The organism is Okeanomitos corallinicola TIOX110 (assembly GCF_038050375.1).
GTDB lineage: Bacteria > Cyanobacteriota > Cyanobacteriia > Cyanobacteriales > Nostocaceae > Okeanomitos > Okeanomitos corallinicola.
Window position 1 is genome coordinate 4,557,319 of record NZ_CP150886.1, and the last position, 19,101, is coordinate 4,576,419.

Annotated in this window: 19 protein-coding genes; 14 read left to right on the forward strand and 5 right to left on the reverse strand. The window is 36.6% G+C overall.

Features of this window, described 5'->3' with window-relative positions:
- The first annotated feature begins 178 nt into the window (after positions 1-178).
- From WJM97_RS19970 to WJM97_RS19995, 6 genes are all read left to right on the forward strand, one after another.
- Entirely contained in the window at positions 179-787 is a 609-nt protein-coding gene (locus tag WJM97_RS19970; protein WP_353930506.1) for a DUF4129 domain-containing protein, read from the forward strand.
- 58 nt (positions 788-845) lie between these two features.
- Positions 846-1,952: a DUF4350 domain-containing protein gene (locus tag WJM97_RS19975; RefSeq protein ID WP_353930507.1), complete on the forward strand. Its 1,107-nt coding sequence runs from the start codon at positions 846-848 to the stop codon at positions 1,950-1,952.
- Positions 1,953-1,997: 45 nt separating this feature from the next.
- A complete protein-coding gene (locus WJM97_RS19980; RefSeq protein ID WP_353930508.1) occupies positions 1,998-2,948 on the forward strand; it encodes a MoxR family ATPase in 951 nt (316 codons plus the stop codon).
- Positions 2,949-3,010: 62 nt separating this feature from the next.
- Positions 3,011-4,330 carry a DUF58 domain-containing protein gene (locus WJM97_RS19985; protein WP_353930509.1) on the forward strand — a complete coding sequence of 440 codons (1,320 nt, stop codon included), beginning with the start codon at positions 3,011-3,013 and terminating at the stop codon, positions 4,328-4,330.
- Positions 4,331-4,840: 510 nt separating this feature from the next.
- Complete coding sequence (locus WJM97_RS19990; RefSeq protein WP_353933231.1) at positions 4,841-5,368, forward strand: Dps family protein; 528 nt, start codon at positions 4,841-4,843, stop codon at positions 5,366-5,368.
- 154 nt (positions 5,369-5,522) lie between these two features.
- Positions 5,523-6,290 carry a ChaB family protein gene (locus WJM97_RS19995; RefSeq protein WP_353930510.1) on the forward strand — a complete coding sequence of 256 codons (768 nt, stop codon included), beginning with the start codon at positions 5,523-5,525 and terminating at the stop codon, positions 6,288-6,290.
- Between the two features lie 180 nt (positions 6,291-6,470).
- Here WJM97_RS19995 and WJM97_RS20000 read toward each other — a convergent pair whose 3' ends face one another.
- The 3 genes from WJM97_RS20000 to WJM97_RS20010 form a co-directional block, all read right to left on the reverse strand.
- Positions 6,471-7,016 (reverse strand): RNA 2'-phosphotransferase, encoded by a 546-nt coding sequence (locus WJM97_RS20000; protein WP_353930511.1) that lies wholly within the window; start codon positions 7,014-7,016, stop codon positions 6,471-6,473.
- A 117-nt stretch (positions 7,017-7,133) separates the two neighbouring features.
- A complete protein-coding gene (locus tag WJM97_RS20005; RefSeq protein WP_353930512.1) occupies positions 7,134-7,514 on the reverse strand; it encodes a response regulator in 381 nt (126 codons plus the stop codon).
- A gap of 147 nt (positions 7,515-7,661) precedes the next feature.
- The gene (locus WJM97_RS20010; protein WP_353930513.1) at positions 7,662-9,560 is read right to left on the reverse strand and encodes a GTPase family protein; all 1,899 of its coding nucleotides are present in this window, start codon (positions 9,558-9,560) and stop codon (positions 7,662-7,664) included.
- A gap of 96 nt (positions 9,561-9,656) precedes the next feature.
- On the opposite strand from WJM97_RS20010, the gene WJM97_RS20015 reads away from it, so the two are divergent.
- From WJM97_RS20015 to eno, 5 genes are all read left to right on the forward strand, one after another.
- Positions 9,657-10,145 (forward strand): deaminase domain-containing protein, encoded by a 489-nt coding sequence (locus WJM97_RS20015; RefSeq protein ID WP_353930514.1) that lies wholly within the window; start codon positions 9,657-9,659, stop codon positions 10,143-10,145.
- Positions 10,146-10,203: 58 nt separating this feature from the next.
- Entirely contained in the window at positions 10,204-11,088 is an 885-nt protein-coding gene (locus WJM97_RS20020; RefSeq protein ID WP_353930515.1) for a hypothetical protein, read from the forward strand.
- 22 nt (positions 11,089-11,110) lie between these two features.
- The gene (locus tag WJM97_RS20025) at positions 11,111-11,515 is read left to right on the forward strand and encodes a hypothetical protein (RefSeq protein ID WP_353930516.1); all 405 of its coding nucleotides are present in this window, start codon (positions 11,111-11,113) and stop codon (positions 11,513-11,515) included.
- Between the two features lie 514 nt (positions 11,516-12,029).
- A complete protein-coding gene (locus WJM97_RS20030) occupies positions 12,030-12,827 on the forward strand; it encodes an SDR family oxidoreductase (RefSeq protein ID WP_353930517.1) in 798 nt (265 codons plus the stop codon).
- A gap of 212 nt (positions 12,828-13,039) precedes the next feature.
- The gene (eno, locus tag WJM97_RS20035) at positions 13,040-14,329 is read left to right on the forward strand and encodes a phosphopyruvate hydratase (RefSeq protein WP_353930518.1); all 1,290 of its coding nucleotides are present in this window, start codon (positions 13,040-13,042) and stop codon (positions 14,327-14,329) included.
- 93 nt (positions 14,330-14,422) lie between these two features.
- Here the strand turns inward: eno and argC are convergent, their stop codons facing one another.
- Complete coding sequence (gene argC, locus WJM97_RS20040) at positions 14,423-15,481, reverse strand: N-acetyl-gamma-glutamyl-phosphate reductase (RefSeq protein WP_353930519.1); 1,059 nt, start codon at positions 15,479-15,481, stop codon at positions 14,423-14,425.
- 231 nt (positions 15,482-15,712) lie between these two features.
- On the opposite strand from argC, the gene WJM97_RS20045 reads away from it, so the two are divergent.
- Positions 15,713-15,934, forward strand: a complete 222-nt coding sequence (locus WJM97_RS20045) for a helix-turn-helix transcriptional regulator (protein WP_353930520.1) — start codon at positions 15,713-15,715, stop codon at positions 15,932-15,934.
- Between the two features lie 3 nt (positions 15,935-15,937).
- Positions 15,938-16,330 (forward strand): ScaI family restriction endonuclease, encoded by a 393-nt coding sequence (locus WJM97_RS20050; RefSeq protein WP_353930521.1) that lies wholly within the window; start codon positions 15,938-15,940, stop codon positions 16,328-16,330.
- Between the two features lie 72 nt (positions 16,331-16,402).
- On the opposite strand, the gene WJM97_RS20055 is transcribed toward WJM97_RS20050, so the two are convergent.
- A complete protein-coding gene (locus WJM97_RS20055) occupies positions 16,403-16,948 on the reverse strand; it encodes an N-acetyltransferase (protein ID WP_353930522.1) in 546 nt (181 codons plus the stop codon).
- A gap of 151 nt (positions 16,949-17,099) precedes the next feature.
- Between WJM97_RS20055 and ribBA the strand changes: the two genes are divergently transcribed.
- Positions 17,100-18,773 (forward strand): bifunctional 3,4-dihydroxy-2-butanone-4-phosphate synthase/GTP cyclohydrolase II, encoded by a 1,674-nt coding sequence (ribBA, locus tag WJM97_RS20060; protein ID WP_353930523.1) that lies wholly within the window; start codon positions 17,100-17,102, stop codon positions 18,771-18,773.
- The last annotated feature ends 328 nt before the right edge of the window (positions 18,774-19,101 follow it).

Sequence of the window (19,101 nt, forward strand, 5' to 3'; positions counted from 1 at the left end):
TATCTTTTATACAACAGCTATAGTCACCGGGTTTGATTTTTGAGTGACTTGTAGGCATAATGTCAATGGCTACATAATCATGAAAAAGCCGCTGTTGATTAGCGGTTAGAAGCCTGTAACCTAATACCAGATGATTGGTTATTTATGCACATAAAGTAATTATAAATTAATAATTCTTATGAATACAGAAGCTTTTGAAAAAACTAATTGGAGTTGGCAGTTTTATTTATTTCAGCGGCAAGTTGGGGAATGGCTAGATTACCAGTTTTCCAAGTTTCAGCAAAATTTACCAGAATTACCTCCTGGATGGTCAATAAGTCCTTGGATGTGGGAGTTACTCAAAATTTTATTTTGGGTGATATTAAGTTTATTTGTAATTTGGGTAATTTGGCATTTATGGCAAGAATTTAATTCTTATATTTATGCTTGGTTAGCAAGATTTAATAATTCTCAAGAGTCTGCGGACAAAGTAAATTACCGTGAGTTATCTATTAGTTTTTTAATCAGTAAATCTGAGGAATTTTATCAACAGAAAAATTACCGTGAGGCCTGCCGTTATCTATATTTAGCCACGTTACAGCAAATGCATGAAAAAGCGATCGCACTTCAACAACCAAGCCGCACAGATGGAGAATATCTAACATTATTAACATCTAATATAACTGCTGTCCAACCCTATGAAACCTTAATTACTACCCATGAGCAATTGTGTTTTAGTGAACAGCAAATACGAGCAGAAAATTATCAGCAATGTCAGCAAGCTTATCAAGAATTATTTAATTCTTAATTTAGTTATTGGTCATTGGTAAAAATATTATGCAACCTGTCACCCATTCTCTAAAAATATGAAACGTCGTCAACGTATAATTTGGTTAAGTGCGATCGCCCTAGCAGTAATTATTATCCTCAGTACAATAGTTGCCCCCAGCACTAAAATCAATGCTGGTTCTAGTTATAATCGCGCACCTGATGGTTATGGTGCTTGGTATGCTTTTATGCAAGCTCAAGGTGCAAATATCCAACGGTGGCAAAAACCTTTTGGTGAAATTGAGATAGAAACAAAACCAGTAACTTTATTACAAGTTTATGGTGATCTAGTAACAGCAAACTTATATTCAGAAGAAATTGAATGGGTAGAAAAAGGTAATACATTAGTAGTTTTAGGTGTTAAACAACCAACCACAGCAGCAACATTTAGCACGAATCAAAAATCATCTTTTGGTGATATTAAAATTGATACAACTCGAAGACATAAAAACTCCAAGTCAGAACAAGAGAAATTAGGCGATCGCTTTGGTGCTGTAGTCTGGGAAAGGAAATATGGTGCAGGAAACGTGATCTTAGCCTCCACACCCTATTTAGCTGCCAACGCTTATCAAGGAGAAGCCAACTTTATTTATTTAGCTGATTTAATTAACAAAAATAACCAGAAAATACTCATAGATGAATATATCCACGGTTACAAAGATCCTGATACCAGACAAAAAGAAGGACAAGGTGATTTATTCAGTTATTTAGCACAAACTCCCCTATTAATTTTATTGATACAGATAGGTGTATTATTATTATTGCTAATTTGGGCTAAAAATCGTCGCTTTGGTAAAGCCGTACCCTTAAAAACACCAGAAATAGATAATAGTCAAGCTTATATTCAAGCATTAGCAGGAGTATTACAAAAAGCACAATCTAGCGACTTTGTGGTGGAAATGATTGGTAAAGAAGAAAAAAGAAATCTACAAGCAAAATTAGGACTAGGTACAACACCCCTAGAAAATGAGATTTTACTCACAGTTTGGTCAGAAAAAACAGAAAGTAATTTAGCAGAACTGGAATCAGTCTTAAAAACACAACTTAAACAACATCGTATCAGTGAAAAAGAACTGTTAGACTGGTTGATTAAATGGCAAAATATACATAAACTTAACACCAAGACAATTAACATTCCCAATTAATTTTTAAACCCATCTCACAAAATCTAGCAAAAAAATCTTAAAAACATGAGTGCAACACATCCTGTATTAATTAAACTAGGAAAAGAAATCAATCAAATAGTTGTTGGTCAATCTCACTTAATCAAACAATTATTAATTGCATTATTATCTGGTGGACACGTCATTTTAGAGGGAGTTCCCGGAACTGGGAAAACTCTTTTAGTGAAAGTTTTAGCACAGTTAATTAAAGCTGATTTCCGGCGAATTCAACTCACACCGGATGTCCTCCCATCAGATATTACAGGTACAAATATATTTGACTTAAATACTCGGAACTTCTTACTTAAACAAGGCCCTGTTTTTACAGAAGTTCTACTAGCAGATGAAATCAACCGCACTCCTCCAAAAACCCAAGCAGCACTGCTAGAAGCAATGGAAGAAATGCAGGTAACTTTAGATGGTGAAAGTTTACCATTACCGGATTTATTCTGGGTAATTGCTACTCAAAATCCCTTAGAATTTGAAGGTACTTATCCGTTACCAGAAGCACAGTTGGATCGGTTTTTATTTAAGTTAGTTGTAGACTATCCAGATCAAGCCGCAGAAAAGCAAATGTTACTGAATCGTCAAGCGGGTTTTGCGGCCAGAAGATTGGATATTGCTAAATTACAACCAATAACGACAGTAGATGAAATTTTACAAGCTAGACAAGCAGTAAAAAACGTTCAAGTATCTGAAGCTATCGTTGATTATTTATTGGAATTAGTGAGAAAAACTCGTCAATATCCCGATTTGGCTTTGGGTGCATCTCCCCGATCTGCTGGTGCTTGGTTGCAGACTGCACAAGCATCTGCTTGGTTATCTGGGAGAGATTTTGTGACTCCTGATGATGTCAAAGCTGTAGCTTCTCCTCTGTTACGTCATCGTTTACTTTTAAAACCAGAAGCAATGCTAGATGGTTTACAAATAGATGCGGTAATATCTGCGGTAATTGGCCAAGTTCCTGTGCCGAGATAGATAAAAGACAATAGTCAAAAACTAGAAATTCTGACTTCTGAATCCTCGATCTCCTTACTATTATGATTCCATCTCAAAAGACTTACCTGTTGTTAATTGCTGGAATGTTAATCTCCCCAATTTTATCTATGATTTTGGGTGTTTACCAAACCTTGATCCTAACTTTATTATGTGATGTTGTGGTTTTAGGATTGATGGTTATTGATAGTTTGCAAGTAAGAAAAAATCGGGTAAAAATTAGTCGGGAATTGCCTTTACGTTTATCTATTGGTCGTGATAATCCGGTATTGTTCAAGATAGAATCAGGAAATACAAACTCGGTTGTACAAATTCGAGATTATTATCCAACGGATTTTACTGTTTCTACACCTACTCTTAATGCTAATCTTTCTGCACATGAAACTCAAGAATTAACTTACACTGTCAACCCAAAACAACGAGGAGAATTTCCTTGGGGAAATATGCAAATTAGACAGCTAGGAAATTGGGGTTTAGGATGGCATGATTGGCAAATACCCCAAGATACAAAAGTAAAAGTATATCCTGATTTAATGGGTTTGCGATCGCTCTCAATTCGTCTGACCTTACAATCTTCTGGTTCTATTCGCAAAGTTCGCCAAATGGGAATAGGTACAGAATTTGCAGAACTGCGGAATTATCGCAATGGTGATGATTTAAGGTTTGTGGATTGGAAAGCCACCGCTAGACGTAGTTACGCTAACATGGGTCCCCTGGTGAGGGTTTTAGAACCAGAACAGGAACAAACCCTATTGATATTATTAGATCGTGGTCGTTTGATGACTGCCAGAGTTCAGGGTTTACAACGATTTGACTGGGGTTTAAATACTACATTATCCCTAGCATTAGCAGGTTTACATCGTGGCGATCGCGTCGGTGTAGCTGTTTTTGATCGGCAAATACATTCCTGGATACCCCCAGAACGGGGACAAAATCATCTCAACCGCTTAATAGATAGACTCACACCGATTGAACCTGTATTATTAGAATCTGATTATTTAGGTGCTGTTACTCATGTGGTTCAACAGCAAACCCGCAGAGCTTTAGTAGTGATAATTACTGATTTAGTGGATATGACTGCTTCTTCGGAATTACTGGCAGCTTTATCTAAATTAGCACCTCGTTATTTACCCTTTTCTGTCACTCTGCGTGATCCGCAAATTGATACAATTGCACACACATCTACTGGAAATATTACAACTGCCTATACCCGTGCAGTGTCTTTAGATTTATTAGCACAAAGACAAGTTGCTTTTGCTCAGTTAAAACAACGAGGTGTTCTGGTTTTGGACGCACCAGCAAATCAAATTTCTGATCAATTAGTTGAGCGATATTTGCAACTAAAAGCTCGTAATCAACTATAGGAATTATCCTAATTAGTCAACTAAACCCTGACAATTATATGTGACTAATTAATACCCTAGTAGATATGAATTCAAATACAAATTTGATAATTATCTCCCAAGATAGATAATTTTTTTTTTATTTCTAGTAATATTAAGCCAGAAAATAGTTAGGAAAATATCAAATGCAGTTTCTTCAATTTGCGATACAGGAGATTGCTATCAGCATTCAGATTTGTATTTTTGGTTTTCGTTTACGCTTCAATATTATTCTTTAATATTTCCCTAGATACCAATTTAATGTGAGGCTATACATAAAAACCCATTAATTATTCTGGATATTTTATCCTCTCTAGCTTTATAAAGAATTGGTATGACTACTTTTAGATTTTACAAGTCAATCTTGTTCTCTATCGTAGGGTAGAAATTGAATTGTAAATTTATATTACCTGTGATTGATGCAGATCATGGCAATATTTTGAGACATTGTATGCAGATGCAACGAAAGACACACAGGTAATATTTATGAATATCAACAGAATCAATATTGGCTTAACAGATGAACAACGTTACGGCGTGATCAATTTGTTAAACCAAGACCTGGCCGATTCTTATGTACTATTAGTGAAAACTAAAAAATATCATTGGGATGTTGTTGGGCCACAATTCCGCACATTGCATGAGCTATGGGAAGAACAGTACCAAGAATTGAGTGAAAATATTGATAATTTAGCAGAAAGAGTTAGGACTTTGGGTGGTTATCCAACCAGTACAATGGCGGGATTTTTACAAATTACAACCTTGAAAGAACATACTGGAGAAATTCCCACATCAACAGGAATGGTAACTCAATTAATAGAGGATCATGAGCAAATTATCCGCAATTTACGGAATCATATAGATAGATGTGGTGATGAGTTTCATGATCAAGTATCTGCTGACTTTTTGACTGATTTAATGCAAGAACATGAAGAAATGGCTTGGATGTTACGGTCATTCATTGAAGGACAAGGATTAGAACCAAATACAGCAGAAATTAAAATTCCTGTTGCTGTGTAATTAAAATTTAGCATTAGCTAATCTTGAGGCAGCCGGCTATTTTTTAATAGCAGCTATCCTGCTGTAATCATGATTAGTAAAAATTAGAAACCTCCTGAATTTTAAATTCAGGGACTAATTAAACCGCCAAAAAATAGATAAGGAGTCTGTATACATGACAGCCGAATATAAAGCCGAACGTACTATTTCCAGCATATTTAAAGAACAAAAACAAGTTGATAATATCATTCGCCGTTTACTAGATAAAGGTGTACCGAAAGATCATATTTCGGTCATGGGTAGGAATTTTGAGTCAGAAACCCGAATTTCTGGTTTTATCACCAAAAAGGATGTGATTTTGGGTGGTTTGAGAACTGGCGCTGTTTTTGGTTCTCTGTTTGGTTCTTTCCTCAGCTTATTAACTGGTGTGGGAGTCTTATTTATTCCCTTTGTTGGCCCAATTGTCGCAGCAGGTCCTATCGGTGCAGTTTTATTAGGTGCTGCTAGTGGTGCGATTGCCGGTAGTGCAGGTGCTGGTTTGGTTTCTGTGTTAACTGCTTTGGGAATGCCAAAGGAAAAAGCTGCGGTTTATCAAACCCGTTTACAAGCTGGTGAGTTTTTATTAATGGCAGAAATTCCTAGCAATCGCAGCGGTGAATTTCAATTAATGTTTGAAAGTGCAGGTGGAGAAGAAATTCACACCATTGATAAACCATTATCTCGTCCTTGTACTGGCCGCTGTAACAGTCCAGAAGATTTATCCCCAGAAGTTCGCACACACTTATCACCAGCAGCACAGCAGGTATTTATTCAGAAATATAATTCTGTCCTGGATAAAACCAGTGATGAGTTTACAGCAGAACAGTCTGCTTGGGATGTAATTCATCAACAGTTTGATGAAGATGAAAATGGTGTATTTTCAAAACAGAAAGTTGGCGTTTAATAGCAAGTTGATTGGGGTTAGGAATATTTAAGATTCAATCCTGACTAAATTACCAGAATTAAATCTGGTATCAATAATATTAGGGTGGGGAGATCCCATCTTAATTCATTTTATTAAAAGTCAATAGATGCTCATAATCAAATTATTATTAATTTCATATTACTTTTATAGTGATTTCATTTACAGTAATTTCAAATATTTAACTGGTACATGATCTACTAACCAAACATCATTATCAGAACAGTAGAAAATATGACCAGCTTGCGACATTTTTGCAGCATTGACTATAAAGATTACAGGTTTTCCATGTCTTGCACCTACTATTTTAGCTGTACCAATATCAGATGATAGATGTACATGATGACGAGACATTTTAGCAAGTCCTGTTCGCAAAATTGATTCTACAGAATTTTCTCCAGTACCGTGATAAAGTACATCTGGAGGTGTTAGGCGTTTTAATTGCAAATCAACTTCTGTACTATGTCCTTGATTAGCACGAATTAAAGTCAATGTATCATCAAAACTAAAGCGTTTTTTATCATTGTTAATCACTACTTCTTTTAATTCTTCCAGAGTAATCATAAACTTATTTTTGGCACAAGCTGCTAATAATTCATCTACAGCAACCCAACCACCATCAGCTAATTTTAAACCAATTTTTTCTGGTGTGTGACGTAGATGTTTACTCAGATATTTACTGATTTTAACTAAGCGATAATTATTCATTGCTAAGTAAATTATAAGTTTTTCAGGCTTTGACTATGATGACTTTTTAAATAAAACCAAAAACAAATCATCAAACCAAGTACACAACTTTCTTTCCAAATTAATTTATCTTATTAATTAAGTATTACCAAAATTGTGTAAATATTTATCTAACATTATTTGTACTGTTTCTATCCGAATAGGTTTAGAAATGTAGTCATTCATACCCGCTTGTAAACAAGATTCTTTGTCTCTTTCTTCCTCACTAGCTGTCATAGCAATGATAACAGGACGCTCATGCGATTGCCAATATTCACAAATTTTTCTGGTTGCTTCTAAACCATCCATTTCTGGCATTTGTATATCCATGAATACTACATCATAGAATTGTTTTTGCAATGCTAATATTGCCTCTTTACCATTACTGACTACATCGGGGGAGTAGCCTAATTTTTCTAAAATCCGCATAGAAATTTTTTGATTTACGCGGTTATCTTCTGCTATCAGAATTTTTTTCACAGATAATACTTGAATTAATGGATAGGTTTTTGTGTTTAAAGGAGCTATAGCAATGGACAAGGCGGTTAGGACATTAAAATGTAACGCAGATAAACGCAGATAGGAAATAGATGAGTACCCGACTTCTGGGAGAAATCGGGGATGTCATTAAACCTGCTGAAGATAATAATTAAATCTTTCCCGTGTTTTTTCAATGGTTAAATCCTTTGTCCAATATTCTATCAACGCATGACCAAAAGCCCAAGCATTACTATCAGGATTTCCTTCATTTTCTAACAACAAAGGCCAAAGAGATAACAAATCAAATTTGCGAGTTTTATCAACATCTGTATTTAAAATGGGAAACAAATCATAAGCCATCTGCAATTTACCAATTACTATCGGCAATTGTTCCACTGGAATTTGTTCCGCTAATAAATAAGCAAGACTAGGTGAACCTGTGGATAAGGTAGAAATAAACTGCAAAACCGGACTTTTTAAAAAAGCGGTAATTCCTTGGGTGGTTGTCATTTGAAATGTGTAACGATCAATGATTTTTGCAGATTCATTAATCCGAGTTTCTAGATTCCGTAAAAAGCGAGTGAGTCGTAATTGTTTAGCCGGATCTATTGCTGCTAATAATCCTGTAGATAATGATTCTATATTCCAACTATTACGACCTATTTTTACATCGTTGGTAACAATTGGTAAAACTAAATTAGAGAAAGTTCCTAACTGTTGACTTCTATATCCTGTCGCTTCCCGAATTGAAATTTCTTTGGGTTTATTTCCTGTTTCCCAATTATAAGGAGGTTGCCATTCTCGAATCGGACGCAGTTTATCTACTTGGTTAACAATGGTAATAATGGGTAAATCCTCAACTTCTTTTTCAATGTCTTCTAAAAAATCTACATCCATTTGTAAAGCGGGATCTAAAGCTGGAGTTACTAATAATAATAAATCCGCTTTTCTGGCATAATCAATAACTAGATCTCGCAAATCTTCCCGGTTTACTTGTTCATAACCAGGAGTATCACAAAGATTTAAAGTTTCTCCAGTTTCGGTTTCCCAATTGTAGGTTTTAATTTTATCTGTGCTAGGTAAAACGTCAACTGCTGCTAGTTCTGTTTGGAAAAGTGTATTAATTAAACTACTTTTTCCGGCACTTGTACGACCAACAATTAAAATATTCACAGGTTTTTTTTCTACCTGTTCTGGTGTTTCTGCTTGGGTGAGAAGTTCCCGTAAAGTTTGGGTTTTTGGTTGGGGTAATTCGGGAGTAGATAGTTCAATTTTCGTACCTGCATAAAGAGAGATCGCTTGTTGGCATAAATTCCTAAAAGCAGCTTCTCTTAATACTTGATTGAGGTTGATTAATAGTTCTTGGGAAGCACGGTTACTTGTACCTGCACTTAATTTTTTGGCGACCGCAGATACAGGGTTTAGAAACCATTTAGCAAAATTCCAAACTTTGATAAATTTCCGCGCTGATGGTTCTAGTTTCTGATATGTTTGATATGCTTGATAAGCTTGTCCAACAGTAACTTGATTGAGAACAGGGGATAACTTACCCATCCATTTATCCATATCATCTACTGTCCCGCGAATTAATCCATAAACTTCGGGGATATAAATGTTTAAAAGTGGATATTTAACTTCTGGGTTATAAATTTGAGAAATTGCAATTACTAATTCTTGACATCTTTGCCAAAATGTTTGTAAGTCTTCCCAAATTGGTGGGTCATTTTCAGCATCATTAATAACTTGTTTTAATGCTGTTTCTATTTTTTGGGTTTTGTCTTTTTCTATAGATTCTATATTATTTTCGTTGCTAGATTCTAATTCTTTTTGTACTTGTGCAAAGACATTTTCCATTTGATTAACTGGGGGTTTTGTCCATTTTACTAATAACCACCGCCAACCGACAAATATAATCGTAAAAATAGCCCAAATCCAACTTAATCCCCAAGTGTGAATTTGTATTCCTGCTGATATGAGGAGGAAGGTAATAATTACTGCTACGGGTGAGATGAGGATGATCAATTGCCAGGGTTTTAAACGTACCATTTTTTGATACCTGTTTTTGTTGTGGATGTTAGATTAATGATTTATTATTTATGTTACCAGGGAAATAACGCCCCATAGTGGTGTTAGTATCATCACATGACAAATACGGAAGATAATTTCAACTATAAAGATGAAAATCTGATCAAGGAGAGGCTGCAAGAATCTGCTGCTCAAATTAGAGCAAAATACTTAAAAAGAGAATATCCTCACAGTAATGTTGCAATTGCTGAAATAAATATTCAGAGTAATATAATTTTTTGTGTAGGTGCAACTGCTAAAGGGGGCAAAAAAAGTCCAATTCCTCAAAAACCTCAGCTAAAGTCAAAAGGAGGACAATTTGAGCCAACAATTGATCCTTATAGTGGACACTTAATGGATACAGATTCAGAATATAAGGTATTATCTGAAATAGCAGAGACTCTAGAAAAGTCATATAATATTCATGTACAAGGAAACATTTATCTTTACACTGAACGACAACCATGCCAAAGTTGTGAAGGCGTGATTAAACAATTCCAGGATAAGTTTGCAAATCTAAATTTAGAAGTCTTTTGGAATTATCCATATCCACCTGTTCAATCATAGACTCGAAACATTATATCAATAATCATCATATTGAAACAATTACAAGGATGTGAGACTTATGGTATTAATAGTAAAAGAAGTTAGGAATCTAAAAACAGATTTATCACAACTGAATATACCGGAAAAAATTCAAATTTTGTTTAATAAAATTAAGTTAGAACATTATGAAGAACTATATGAAGAAGACTCTGATGGTACAGTTTCATTGGAAGATACATTACAGGAAGTCTTAATATCACTGTCAGATAATAATGAAAGCTTAACTCATCTTCGCTACCTCTGGATGACACTGATCTTAACTCTAGTTGTAGAGCCTACTTTAAAATACTATCAGCCCAAAAATTTGCTGCCAAAACATATTATTAATTTGATAGCGAATAGATTTATTACTATAATTAATAGTTCAATTAATAATACAAAACAATATGTTGGTGAATTTAGTACCGAAGAATTCTTAAAAGCTATCTCAAGAAATCAGAGTTCTTCTATTGAGAAAGAAATAGCAAACTTTCAAATACTTGATGAAGCATTAGATGTTTTTTATAATGCAATTAAAGTTATTAATTATGATCAGTCTTTACAATCTATTTTAAATATTTTAGATGATTGCTTAGAAGGTTATGCCATTTTCCCCGGTTCTTATGGTAGACGGGAGTTGTTTGACTGGTGGTTATTCGATGTTGTCCCCGCTAGTTATAATTTATTACCTCCTAAAATATTTTATGTAGTTGAAGGAGTAAAAAATAAAGAAGAAATCAGATTCCGTCAAACTCAGTTGTTAGAAAAAATCAGTAAAGAAATCAGGTTTGCTCTACAAGAGTTAGCATCAAAGAAACACAATAATTACATTTTTTCCACTCCTAGTAAAATAAGTAGTAGATTATTTAAAAAGAGTAGTAAAATAGAATATCAATCAAAAATTCCTAAATTAGCCTATTCTTGATAAGGAGTGAAAAATAGATTTTATGAGCGAAAACCAAAATCAAAGCCAAGACTTAATTAGTGCATTGGTGAAATCTCTCCAAAATGACAATTTTGAAGAAGACGAAGAAGAAATTGCTACAGAAAAGGAAATTTATGGAGCAGAATATATAACCCAACTACAAACAGCTTGTCAAAGTTTCCTCAAAAAAGAGACTTTTCAAGTTGGACAATTAGTTAAATGGAAAGCAAACCTGAAAAATCGCAAATTTCCATATCAACATCAACCAGCTATTGTTGTCGAAATACTCGATCAACCTATTATCAGTGATGATGAATCTGGTAGTCCCTATTTTCGAGAAAACCTCGATATCATTTTAGGAATTTTGGCCGATGACAATACATTCCTAACCTTTCACTACGATAGTCGAAGATTTGAGGCTTACTAAATCACAATCTATTAATCTAATTTACTATCAAATAAAATTATCAATTATATAATATGTTTTTATAAATTTTGCGCTTATTTACATTTGATCGCGATTAAATTTTTATTTTATGCAACCAATTGTCAGGGAATCTCTACGGGGATCGCTAAGTATTAATTAAACCTTATCTCACTACAGCACCGCATATATAATATAACCTTGTAAACAAGTGTTAAGAAATTCTTATTAAAAAATATTGCAATCCCTTGATTTCATTGCTAACGTGTGTATTGTCAACGTACTGGTAAAAGCTCGGATCAAAGAGAGGAAAAACCGATGCACTATATATGCCTTGCCAGTCAATAGTGATGACAAACCTTTTGTAGTAACGAGAAATTTCTACTTGATCAGCAATGGAGGGGTATTGCAAATAAGTCATAGAAAAATCTCGTGTAAATAGAATTACCATTCATCGTCTGACCTGGAGATAGTCAAAAAAAGACAGGAAAGGCGGAAAATTTGGAGGTGAAAACCGATGAAGATTCAAGGTAAAGTTGCTCTGATCACAGGTGCTTCCCGTGGAATTGGGAGAGCGATCGCACTAGAATTAGCCCAGCAAGGAATGAAGAGATTAATATTAGTAGCACGCGATCGCCAAAAATTAGCCCAAGTAGCCCAAGAAATAGAACAACTGGGAACAGAAACCACCATCATCACCCTAGACCTCACCCAACCAGTCAGCGTCAATATTGCGATCGCCCAACTGTGGCGCAACTATGGACCGATTCATTTACTCATCAACTGTGCCGGAGTTGCACACCAAAACTCATTTCTGCAAACCAAACTACCCCAAGTCCAAGAAGAACTTTCCGTCAATTTATTGGGGATGTACACCCTCACCAACCTGATCGCGCGACGCATGGCCAGCCAAAAACAGGGAACTATCGTCAACGTTTCCAGCCTGATGGGAAAAGTCGCAGCGCCAACAATGTCCACCTACTCAGCTACCAAATTTGCAATTTTAGGATTTACCCAAGCTTTACGCAGGGAACTAGCAGAACACAACATCCGCGTTGTTGCCCTACTTCCTACCCTGACAGACACAGACATGGTGCGAGACATTAAACTATTTCGTGGAGTCACCCCCATGACACCCGAACAAGTAGCTAAAGCACTAATCACAGGACTGGAAAAAGACAAATCAGAAATCCTAGTGGGTTGGCAATCTCATCTAGCCGTCTGGTGTCAAAACCTTGCCCCTTGGTTACTAGAAATTATCTTACAACTAGCCGCACCACAAAAACAACAAAAACCCGCATATTTTAGGAGTTAGGGAATAGGGAGAGGGGGTGAGGGGGAGAAAAATTAGTTCTTTATTCTTCTGAATTCTTCTGACTCCCTCAACTCCTCGATCTCCTGATACTGGAAATCTTCTTTAATATCCATCTATTTTGCCCCAGAAACACATAAACTAGCGGTTGGTTCAGGACTTGAAAAGTCTTCAACCTCCCTGAAACACGATAGAGATAGAAGGAGTAAGCCAGAATGACGAAATACCTAGATACAGCTATTGAAGCTATTGTAGCCCGCGAAATCCTCGACTCAAGGGGTAGACCCACCCTAGAAGCAGAAGTGCATCTAGCTGGGGGTGCAATGGGATTAGCGCAAGTTCCCAGCGGTGCTTCCACAGGTACATTTGAAGCTCATGAACTGCGAGATGGCGATAAAAGCCGTTACGGTGGTAAAGGAGTTCTCACAGCGGTAAAAAATGCCAATGAAATATTAGCACCAAAATTAATTGGGTTAGATGCCCTCAACCAAGAATTATTAGACCGGACAATGATTGCTACAGATGGTTCACCGAACAAAGCTAATTTAGGTGCAAACGCCATCTTGGGAATCTCCCTCGCAGCAGCTAAAGCAGGTGCAGCAGTTTTAGATATTCCTCTGTATCGCTATTTAGGTGATCCTTTAGCAAATCTGCTGCCTGTACCGTTGATGAATGTCATTAACGGTGGAGCGCACGCTGCTAATAACGTTGACTTCCAAGAATTTATGATTGTCCCCGTCGGTGCGCCTTCTTTTAAAGAAGCTTTGCGTTGGGGTGCGGAAGTATTTGCAACTCTCAGCAAGGTTCTAGATGATAAAGGTTTGCTAACTGGTGTGGGTGATGAAGGTGGTTTTGCACCTAACCTAGAATCTAACCAAGTGGCTTTAGAATTGCTGGTAGCTGCTATTAAACAAGCAGGTTACAAACCCGGTGAACAGGTAGCTTTAGCTTTAGATGTAGCAGCCAGTGAATTTTACAAAAACGGGCAATATGTCTATGATGGTCAACCCCATAGCCCTGTTGAGTTTATTGATTATTTAGGTCAGTTGGTGGATCAATATCCTATTGTTTCCATTGAAGATGGTTTACATGAAGAAGACTGGCAAAGTTGGCAATTACTGACTGAGAAAATTGGTTCTAAGGTGCAGTTAGTAGGTGATGATTTATTTGTAACTAATGCCACCCGCTTACAAAAAGGGATCGAACAAAAAGCTGGCAATTCGATTTTGATTAAGTTAAATCAAATTGGTTCTTTAACTGAAACTTTGGAAACCATTGATTTAGCGACTCGTAATGGTTTCCGTTCAGTTATTAGCCATCGTTCCGGTGAAACTGAAGATACAACAATTGCTGATTTAGCTGTAGCAACTCGCGCTGGACAAATCAAAACCGGTTCTCTGTGTCGTAGTGAACGGGTTGCTAAATACAATCGCTTATTGAGAATTGAAGATGAATTAGGCGATCGCGCCGTTTATGCCGGTACTGTTGGTTTAGGTCCTAAGTAGAAACAGGTGACAGGTGACAGGTGACTGGGGATTGGTGATTGAAACACATTTTTTCTATTACCCATGCCCAATGCCCCATGCCCCATGCCCAATTTATGGATAAAACCCAACTTTGGGTAAACCTAAACTTTCATCCCAACCCATCATGATGTTCATACATTGTATGGCTTGTCCCGCTTGACCTTTAATCAGGTTATCAATGGCTGACATGACAATAACTCTTCCTGTTCTGGGATCAACTTCTATACCTATATAGCAGGAGTTGCTTCCACAAGCCCATTTTGTTTGGGGATATGTGCCACTATTACAGATTTTTACCCAAGGGGAATTACGGTAAAATGCTGTATAAATTGTAATCAAGTCATCACGCACTAAACCGGGATCTCTGAGGGTAGCGTAAACGGTGGCTAATATTCCCCTTACCATTGGGATCAAATGGGGTGTAAATTGGACTTTCACCTCATGTCCGGCTAAATCACTGCAAATTTGCTCGATTTCTGGGGTGTGGCGGTGACGGGCGACGTTATAAGCACCCAGAGAGTTATCTGCTTCTGCTAACAACAGGTTAATTTTTCCTTGTCTACCACCACCAGATGTACCAGATTTAGCATCAATGATGGCTGTTTCTGGGATAATTAATCCTTGTTTTAAAAGGGGAGATAGTGCTAGTAAGCTGGCTGTGGGATAACAACCAGGACAACCGATCAAATTTGATTCGGCAATGCGATCGCGGTATAGTTCTGGTAAACCATAAACTGCTGTTTCGGCAACGCTTTGATCCTTCCTTTCTGTACCATACCAAGTTGTGTAAGTTTTTAAGTCACTGAAACGATAATCAGCACTCAAATCTAATACTTTACAGCCTTTTTCTATAAGTTTAGGAGCAATATCACAGGCTAAACCGTTGGGTAAAGATAGAAATACTATTTCACATCTACTAGCGATGAGTTCTGAATCTACCGCTTCAATTTTTAAGTTAACTATATTCCCCAAATGGGGATAGAGATCAGCGAATGTTTTACCAGCGCTGCTTTCACCACCTAAATATACTACTTCAATTTCTGGATGATCCATCAGGAGTCTGACTAGTTGCACTCCGCCATAACCTGACGCGCCAACTATTCCGACTGGTACGCGTCTTAAATTACCCATGTTCTCAAATCCTTATCCGCTTTTGTTAATTTACTTTCAGCTATCAACAATCAAGCTTTTAGCTCATCGGTGACAACATATTATTATTGAACTTTCGCTGCATTGTATAGCAAAGATGGTCTTTTAACTTAAATATCCTCAATTGTCATTGGGCATTGGGGAAATATATTTACCAAAAATCACACTTATAGTGTGTAGAAAATCAACTCCTGTAAAGATTATGTTTTCTATGTGACAGAAAATAATCAACTGCGAAAATTTGGTGAACACATTCGCACCATCAGAAAAGCTCAAGGTCTTTCACAAGAACAGTTAGCAGAACTATCTGGACTACATCGCAACTACATCGGTGGTGTGGAACGTGGTGAAAGAAACTTAGCTTTATTAAACATTATTCGTATTGCTCACGCCTTGGGAATGTCACCCAGTGAGTTATTAAAAGGTTTAGATTAAAAAATGGTATCTCCTTATTTTGGTATTCCTGTTGAAAAGTGGGCAGATAAAACCAAAGAACTTATAGAACAACATCCGTTAGATGTTAATGAAATATATGAAATTGTCATTAGCGTATGGGAGGAAATATTTGCATCTAGTATTACCAGTCGCGGATATAAAATAGGAAAAGATATATTTCCAAGTCCACAAATTATTGGTTATTTACTACATGAATTAATTCCCTTAGAGTTATCTAGTAGATATCCTCAACTATGGCGACGTGAAGAGAACGCCAAAGAAAAAGATTTAGTTTATAAGTACCTGGGCAAAATTAATTGCACATTTAGGAAAACAATAGAAATCTCTGTATCTCTTGTCTGTCACCTGTCACCTGTCACCTGTCACCTTCCCTAAATATGAAATTTATTTTGCACGACTACTTATACCAGATCCTATCTAGTTCAATTATTACGAATTACAAATAATTTATTCTTGCCAATGCTTTGGCTGGCCTAATGACTTGGAAACATGGACTATACCTTTAACAGTGCCAATAACTCCTGGTGTTAATTCACAAACCATCCAAGCATCTGCGTGTTCTTCAGGGATGGGATAAAGAGCTTCAAAGCCAAGAATACCTGCGGTTTTAAACCCATGCTTTGGGTAGTAACTGGGATGACCTAACACGAAAACTAAATCTACCCCAGATTTTTTTAACTGTTTTAACCCCTCTTGAATCATTCGGCTACCGATACTTTGACTTTGAAGAGCGGTGCAAATTGCCAATGGCGCAAGTATTTGAATTGTTACCTGATCATTTTCAGGCTCAAGGTAAGCTTTTGTAAATAGAATGTGACCAATCACCTGTCCATCTATTTCAGCTACTAAAGATAGAACAGGCTTTGCTGTTTCGTCATCAAGTAACTGGTTGACAAGTTCCGCTATTTCATCACCTTTATCTTTGCCAAAGGCATCTATATAAACATTAGTAATTTTAGGTCGGTCAGATTCTGTAGAATGCCTGATGTTCAAGATTAACTCCTGTTAAGGTTACTCACTTACTGGATAGGCAACGATCAGTTTATTGATTTGAGAGTAGCAGAATCTTTAGTTCCGATAAACAGGCTACAATTTAAAATAAGAAATTGTTAAAAAAATTTACGTTTGTAGCTGGAAATTCTCTGTGTCACAGCCTAATAATAACCAAACCTTTAAATTTGATTCGATTGATGCCGCTTTAGCTGACCTGAAAGCGGGTCGTTCCATCGTGGTAGTAGATGACGAAAACCGCGAAAATGAAGGGGATTTAATTTGTGCCGCCCAATTTGCCACCCCGGACATGATTAATTTTATGGCGGTGGAAGCTAGGGGGTTGATTTGTTTAGCCATGACTGGCGATCGCCTAGATGAATTAGACTTACCATTAATGGTGAGTAATATTACAGATACCAACCAAACCGCTTTTACTGTCAGCATTGATGCTGGGCCTAATCTAGGAGTAACCACAGGTATCTCAGCAGAAGATCGCTCTCGTACTATTCAGGTAGCTCTTAATCAAGTCACAAAACCAGAAGATTTGCGTCGTCCTGGACATATTTTCCCCATTCGGGCTAAAGCTGGTGGTGTTTTAAAACGAGCCGGACATACAGAAGCTGCGGTAGATTTAGCCAGATTAGCCGGACTATACCCTGCTGGTGTGATTTGTGAAATTCAAAATCCCGATGGTTCAATGGCCAGATTACAGCAGTTAGTTGAATATGCCAAAGTCCATAACCTGAAAATTATCAGCATTGCAGATTTAATTAGTTATCGTCTGCAAAATGATCGCCTGGTCTATCGAGAAATTGTGACTAAACTACCGAGTGAATTTGGTCAATTTGATATTTATGGCTACCGTCACACCTTAGACAACTCAGATCATGTTGCCATTGTCAAGGGTGATCCAGCTAAATTCGGTGATGAACCTGTGATGGTGCGGATGCACTCAGAATGTTTAACTGGCGATGCTTTGGGATCTTTGCGTTGTGATTGTCGAATGCAATTAAAAGCAGCATTAAAAATGATTGAAAATGCTGGTCAAGGTGTCGTTGTTTACCTGCGTCAAGAAGGAAGAGGAATCGGTTTGATTAACAAGCTCAAAGCCTATTCTCTGCAAGATATGGGATTGGATACAGTAGAAGCAAATGAACGTTTAGGTTTTCCGGCTGATTTGCGTGATTATGGCATGGGGGCGCAAATTCTCATGGATTTGGGTGTTAAAAAAATACGTCTGATTACCAATAATCCTCGTAAAATTGCTGGGGTAAAGGGCTATGGTTTAGAAGTTGTAGATCGTGTTCCTTTGTTGATAGAAGCTAATGATTTCAACTCTTATTACCTAGCTACTAAAGCCAAGAAGTTAGGGCATATGTTGTTACAAACTTATCTGGTGACAGTAGCATTAGACTGGGAAGATGAACCAGAGTCAGTGACAAAACGTTATGAACGTTTAGAGAAAATAAGATACTTAGCAAAAACTAATCATTTACTATTACAGGAAGAAGCTAGACCATTAGGAACTGCTTTATTTGACAAACCATCTTTAACCGTACATTTAGGTTTTGATCAAGCTAATGTTGCTGATGCTAATTGGTATCAACAAAAAGGTCATCCTTACCTGCAAGCTATTGGGCAAATTTTGGATAATTTACTAGATTTACCTTATGTGCATAAATTGGAATTTCTAGTTTCGTCGGGTAATGATCCTCTGAGTAATTTACAAGTACAATTAGATCGCCAATCATTTACTGCTGATGTGTTACCTTCATCATTAGGCGATCGCTTGCAGACACAGCAGATTTATAGTTTTAATAAGTAAAATTTGTTGTATTCTCAAAATAGCTCTGGTTTCATTCCTAGAGCTATTTATTTTTATTTTATTTTATTTTATTTATTTTTTCTGTATGCTGAAGTCAAACTACAAATAATATCATGTCATATATAATGCTTATCCTTTTAAAAATGAGGCGTTGCAAAATCATGGAATAATTTAGTTCCATTTGAACAACTTTTCAAAGAGTTCGATTACCAAACAATGCCATATTTATGTAACGCCCAAAATTTCCAACCCATATACTTTGCCTTAATTCAAAGTTATTACTTCTAAATTTTCTTAAATTTTAAGAAGCAGATCAGCAAAATTTGAA

Excerpts from the sequence above, each read along its gene's own strand:
- WJM97_RS19970 (WP_353930506.1), top strand. The coding sequence starts at position 179 with ATGAATACAGAAGCTTTTGAAAAAACTAATTGGAGTTGGCAGTTTTAT.
- WJM97_RS19975 (WP_353930507.1), top strand. The coding sequence starts at position 846 with ATGAAACGTCGTCAACGTATAATTTGGTTAAGTGCGATCGCCCTAGCA.
- WJM97_RS19980 (WP_353930508.1), top strand. The coding sequence starts at position 1,998 with ATGAGTGCAACACATCCTGTATTAATTAAACTAGGAAAAGAAATCAAT.
- WJM97_RS19985 (WP_353930509.1), top strand. The coding sequence starts at position 3,011 with ATGATTCCATCTCAAAAGACTTACCTGTTGTTAATTGCTGGAATGTTA.
- WJM97_RS19995 (WP_353930510.1), top strand. The coding sequence starts at position 5,523 with ATGACAGCCGAATATAAAGCCGAACGTACTATTTCCAGCATATTTAAA.
- WJM97_RS20000 (WP_353930511.1), bottom strand. The coding sequence starts at position 7,016 with ATGAATAATTATCGCTTAGTTAAAATCAGTAAATATCTGAGTAAACAT.
- WJM97_RS20010 (WP_353930513.1), bottom strand. The coding sequence starts at position 9,560 with ATGGTACGTTTAAAACCCTGGCAATTGATCATCCTCATCTCACCCGTA.
- WJM97_RS20015 (WP_353930514.1), top strand. The coding sequence starts at position 9,657 with ATGACAAATACGGAAGATAATTTCAACTATAAAGATGAAAATCTGATC.
- WJM97_RS20020 (WP_353930515.1), top strand. The coding sequence starts at position 10,204 with ATGGTATTAATAGTAAAAGAAGTTAGGAATCTAAAAACAGATTTATCA.
- WJM97_RS20025 (WP_353930516.1), top strand. The coding sequence starts at position 11,111 with ATGAGCGAAAACCAAAATCAAAGCCAAGACTTAATTAGTGCATTGGTG.
- WJM97_RS20030 (WP_353930517.1), top strand. The coding sequence starts at position 12,030 with ATGAAGATTCAAGGTAAAGTTGCTCTGATCACAGGTGCTTCCCGTGGA.
- eno (WP_353930518.1), top strand. The coding sequence starts at position 13,040 with ATGACGAAATACCTAGATACAGCTATTGAAGCTATTGTAGCCCGCGAA.
- argC (WP_353930519.1), bottom strand. The coding sequence starts at position 15,481 with ATGGGTAATTTAAGACGCGTACCAGTCGGAATAGTTGGCGCGTCAGGT.
- WJM97_RS20050 (WP_353930521.1), top strand. The coding sequence starts at position 15,938 with ATGGTATCTCCTTATTTTGGTATTCCTGTTGAAAAGTGGGCAGATAAA.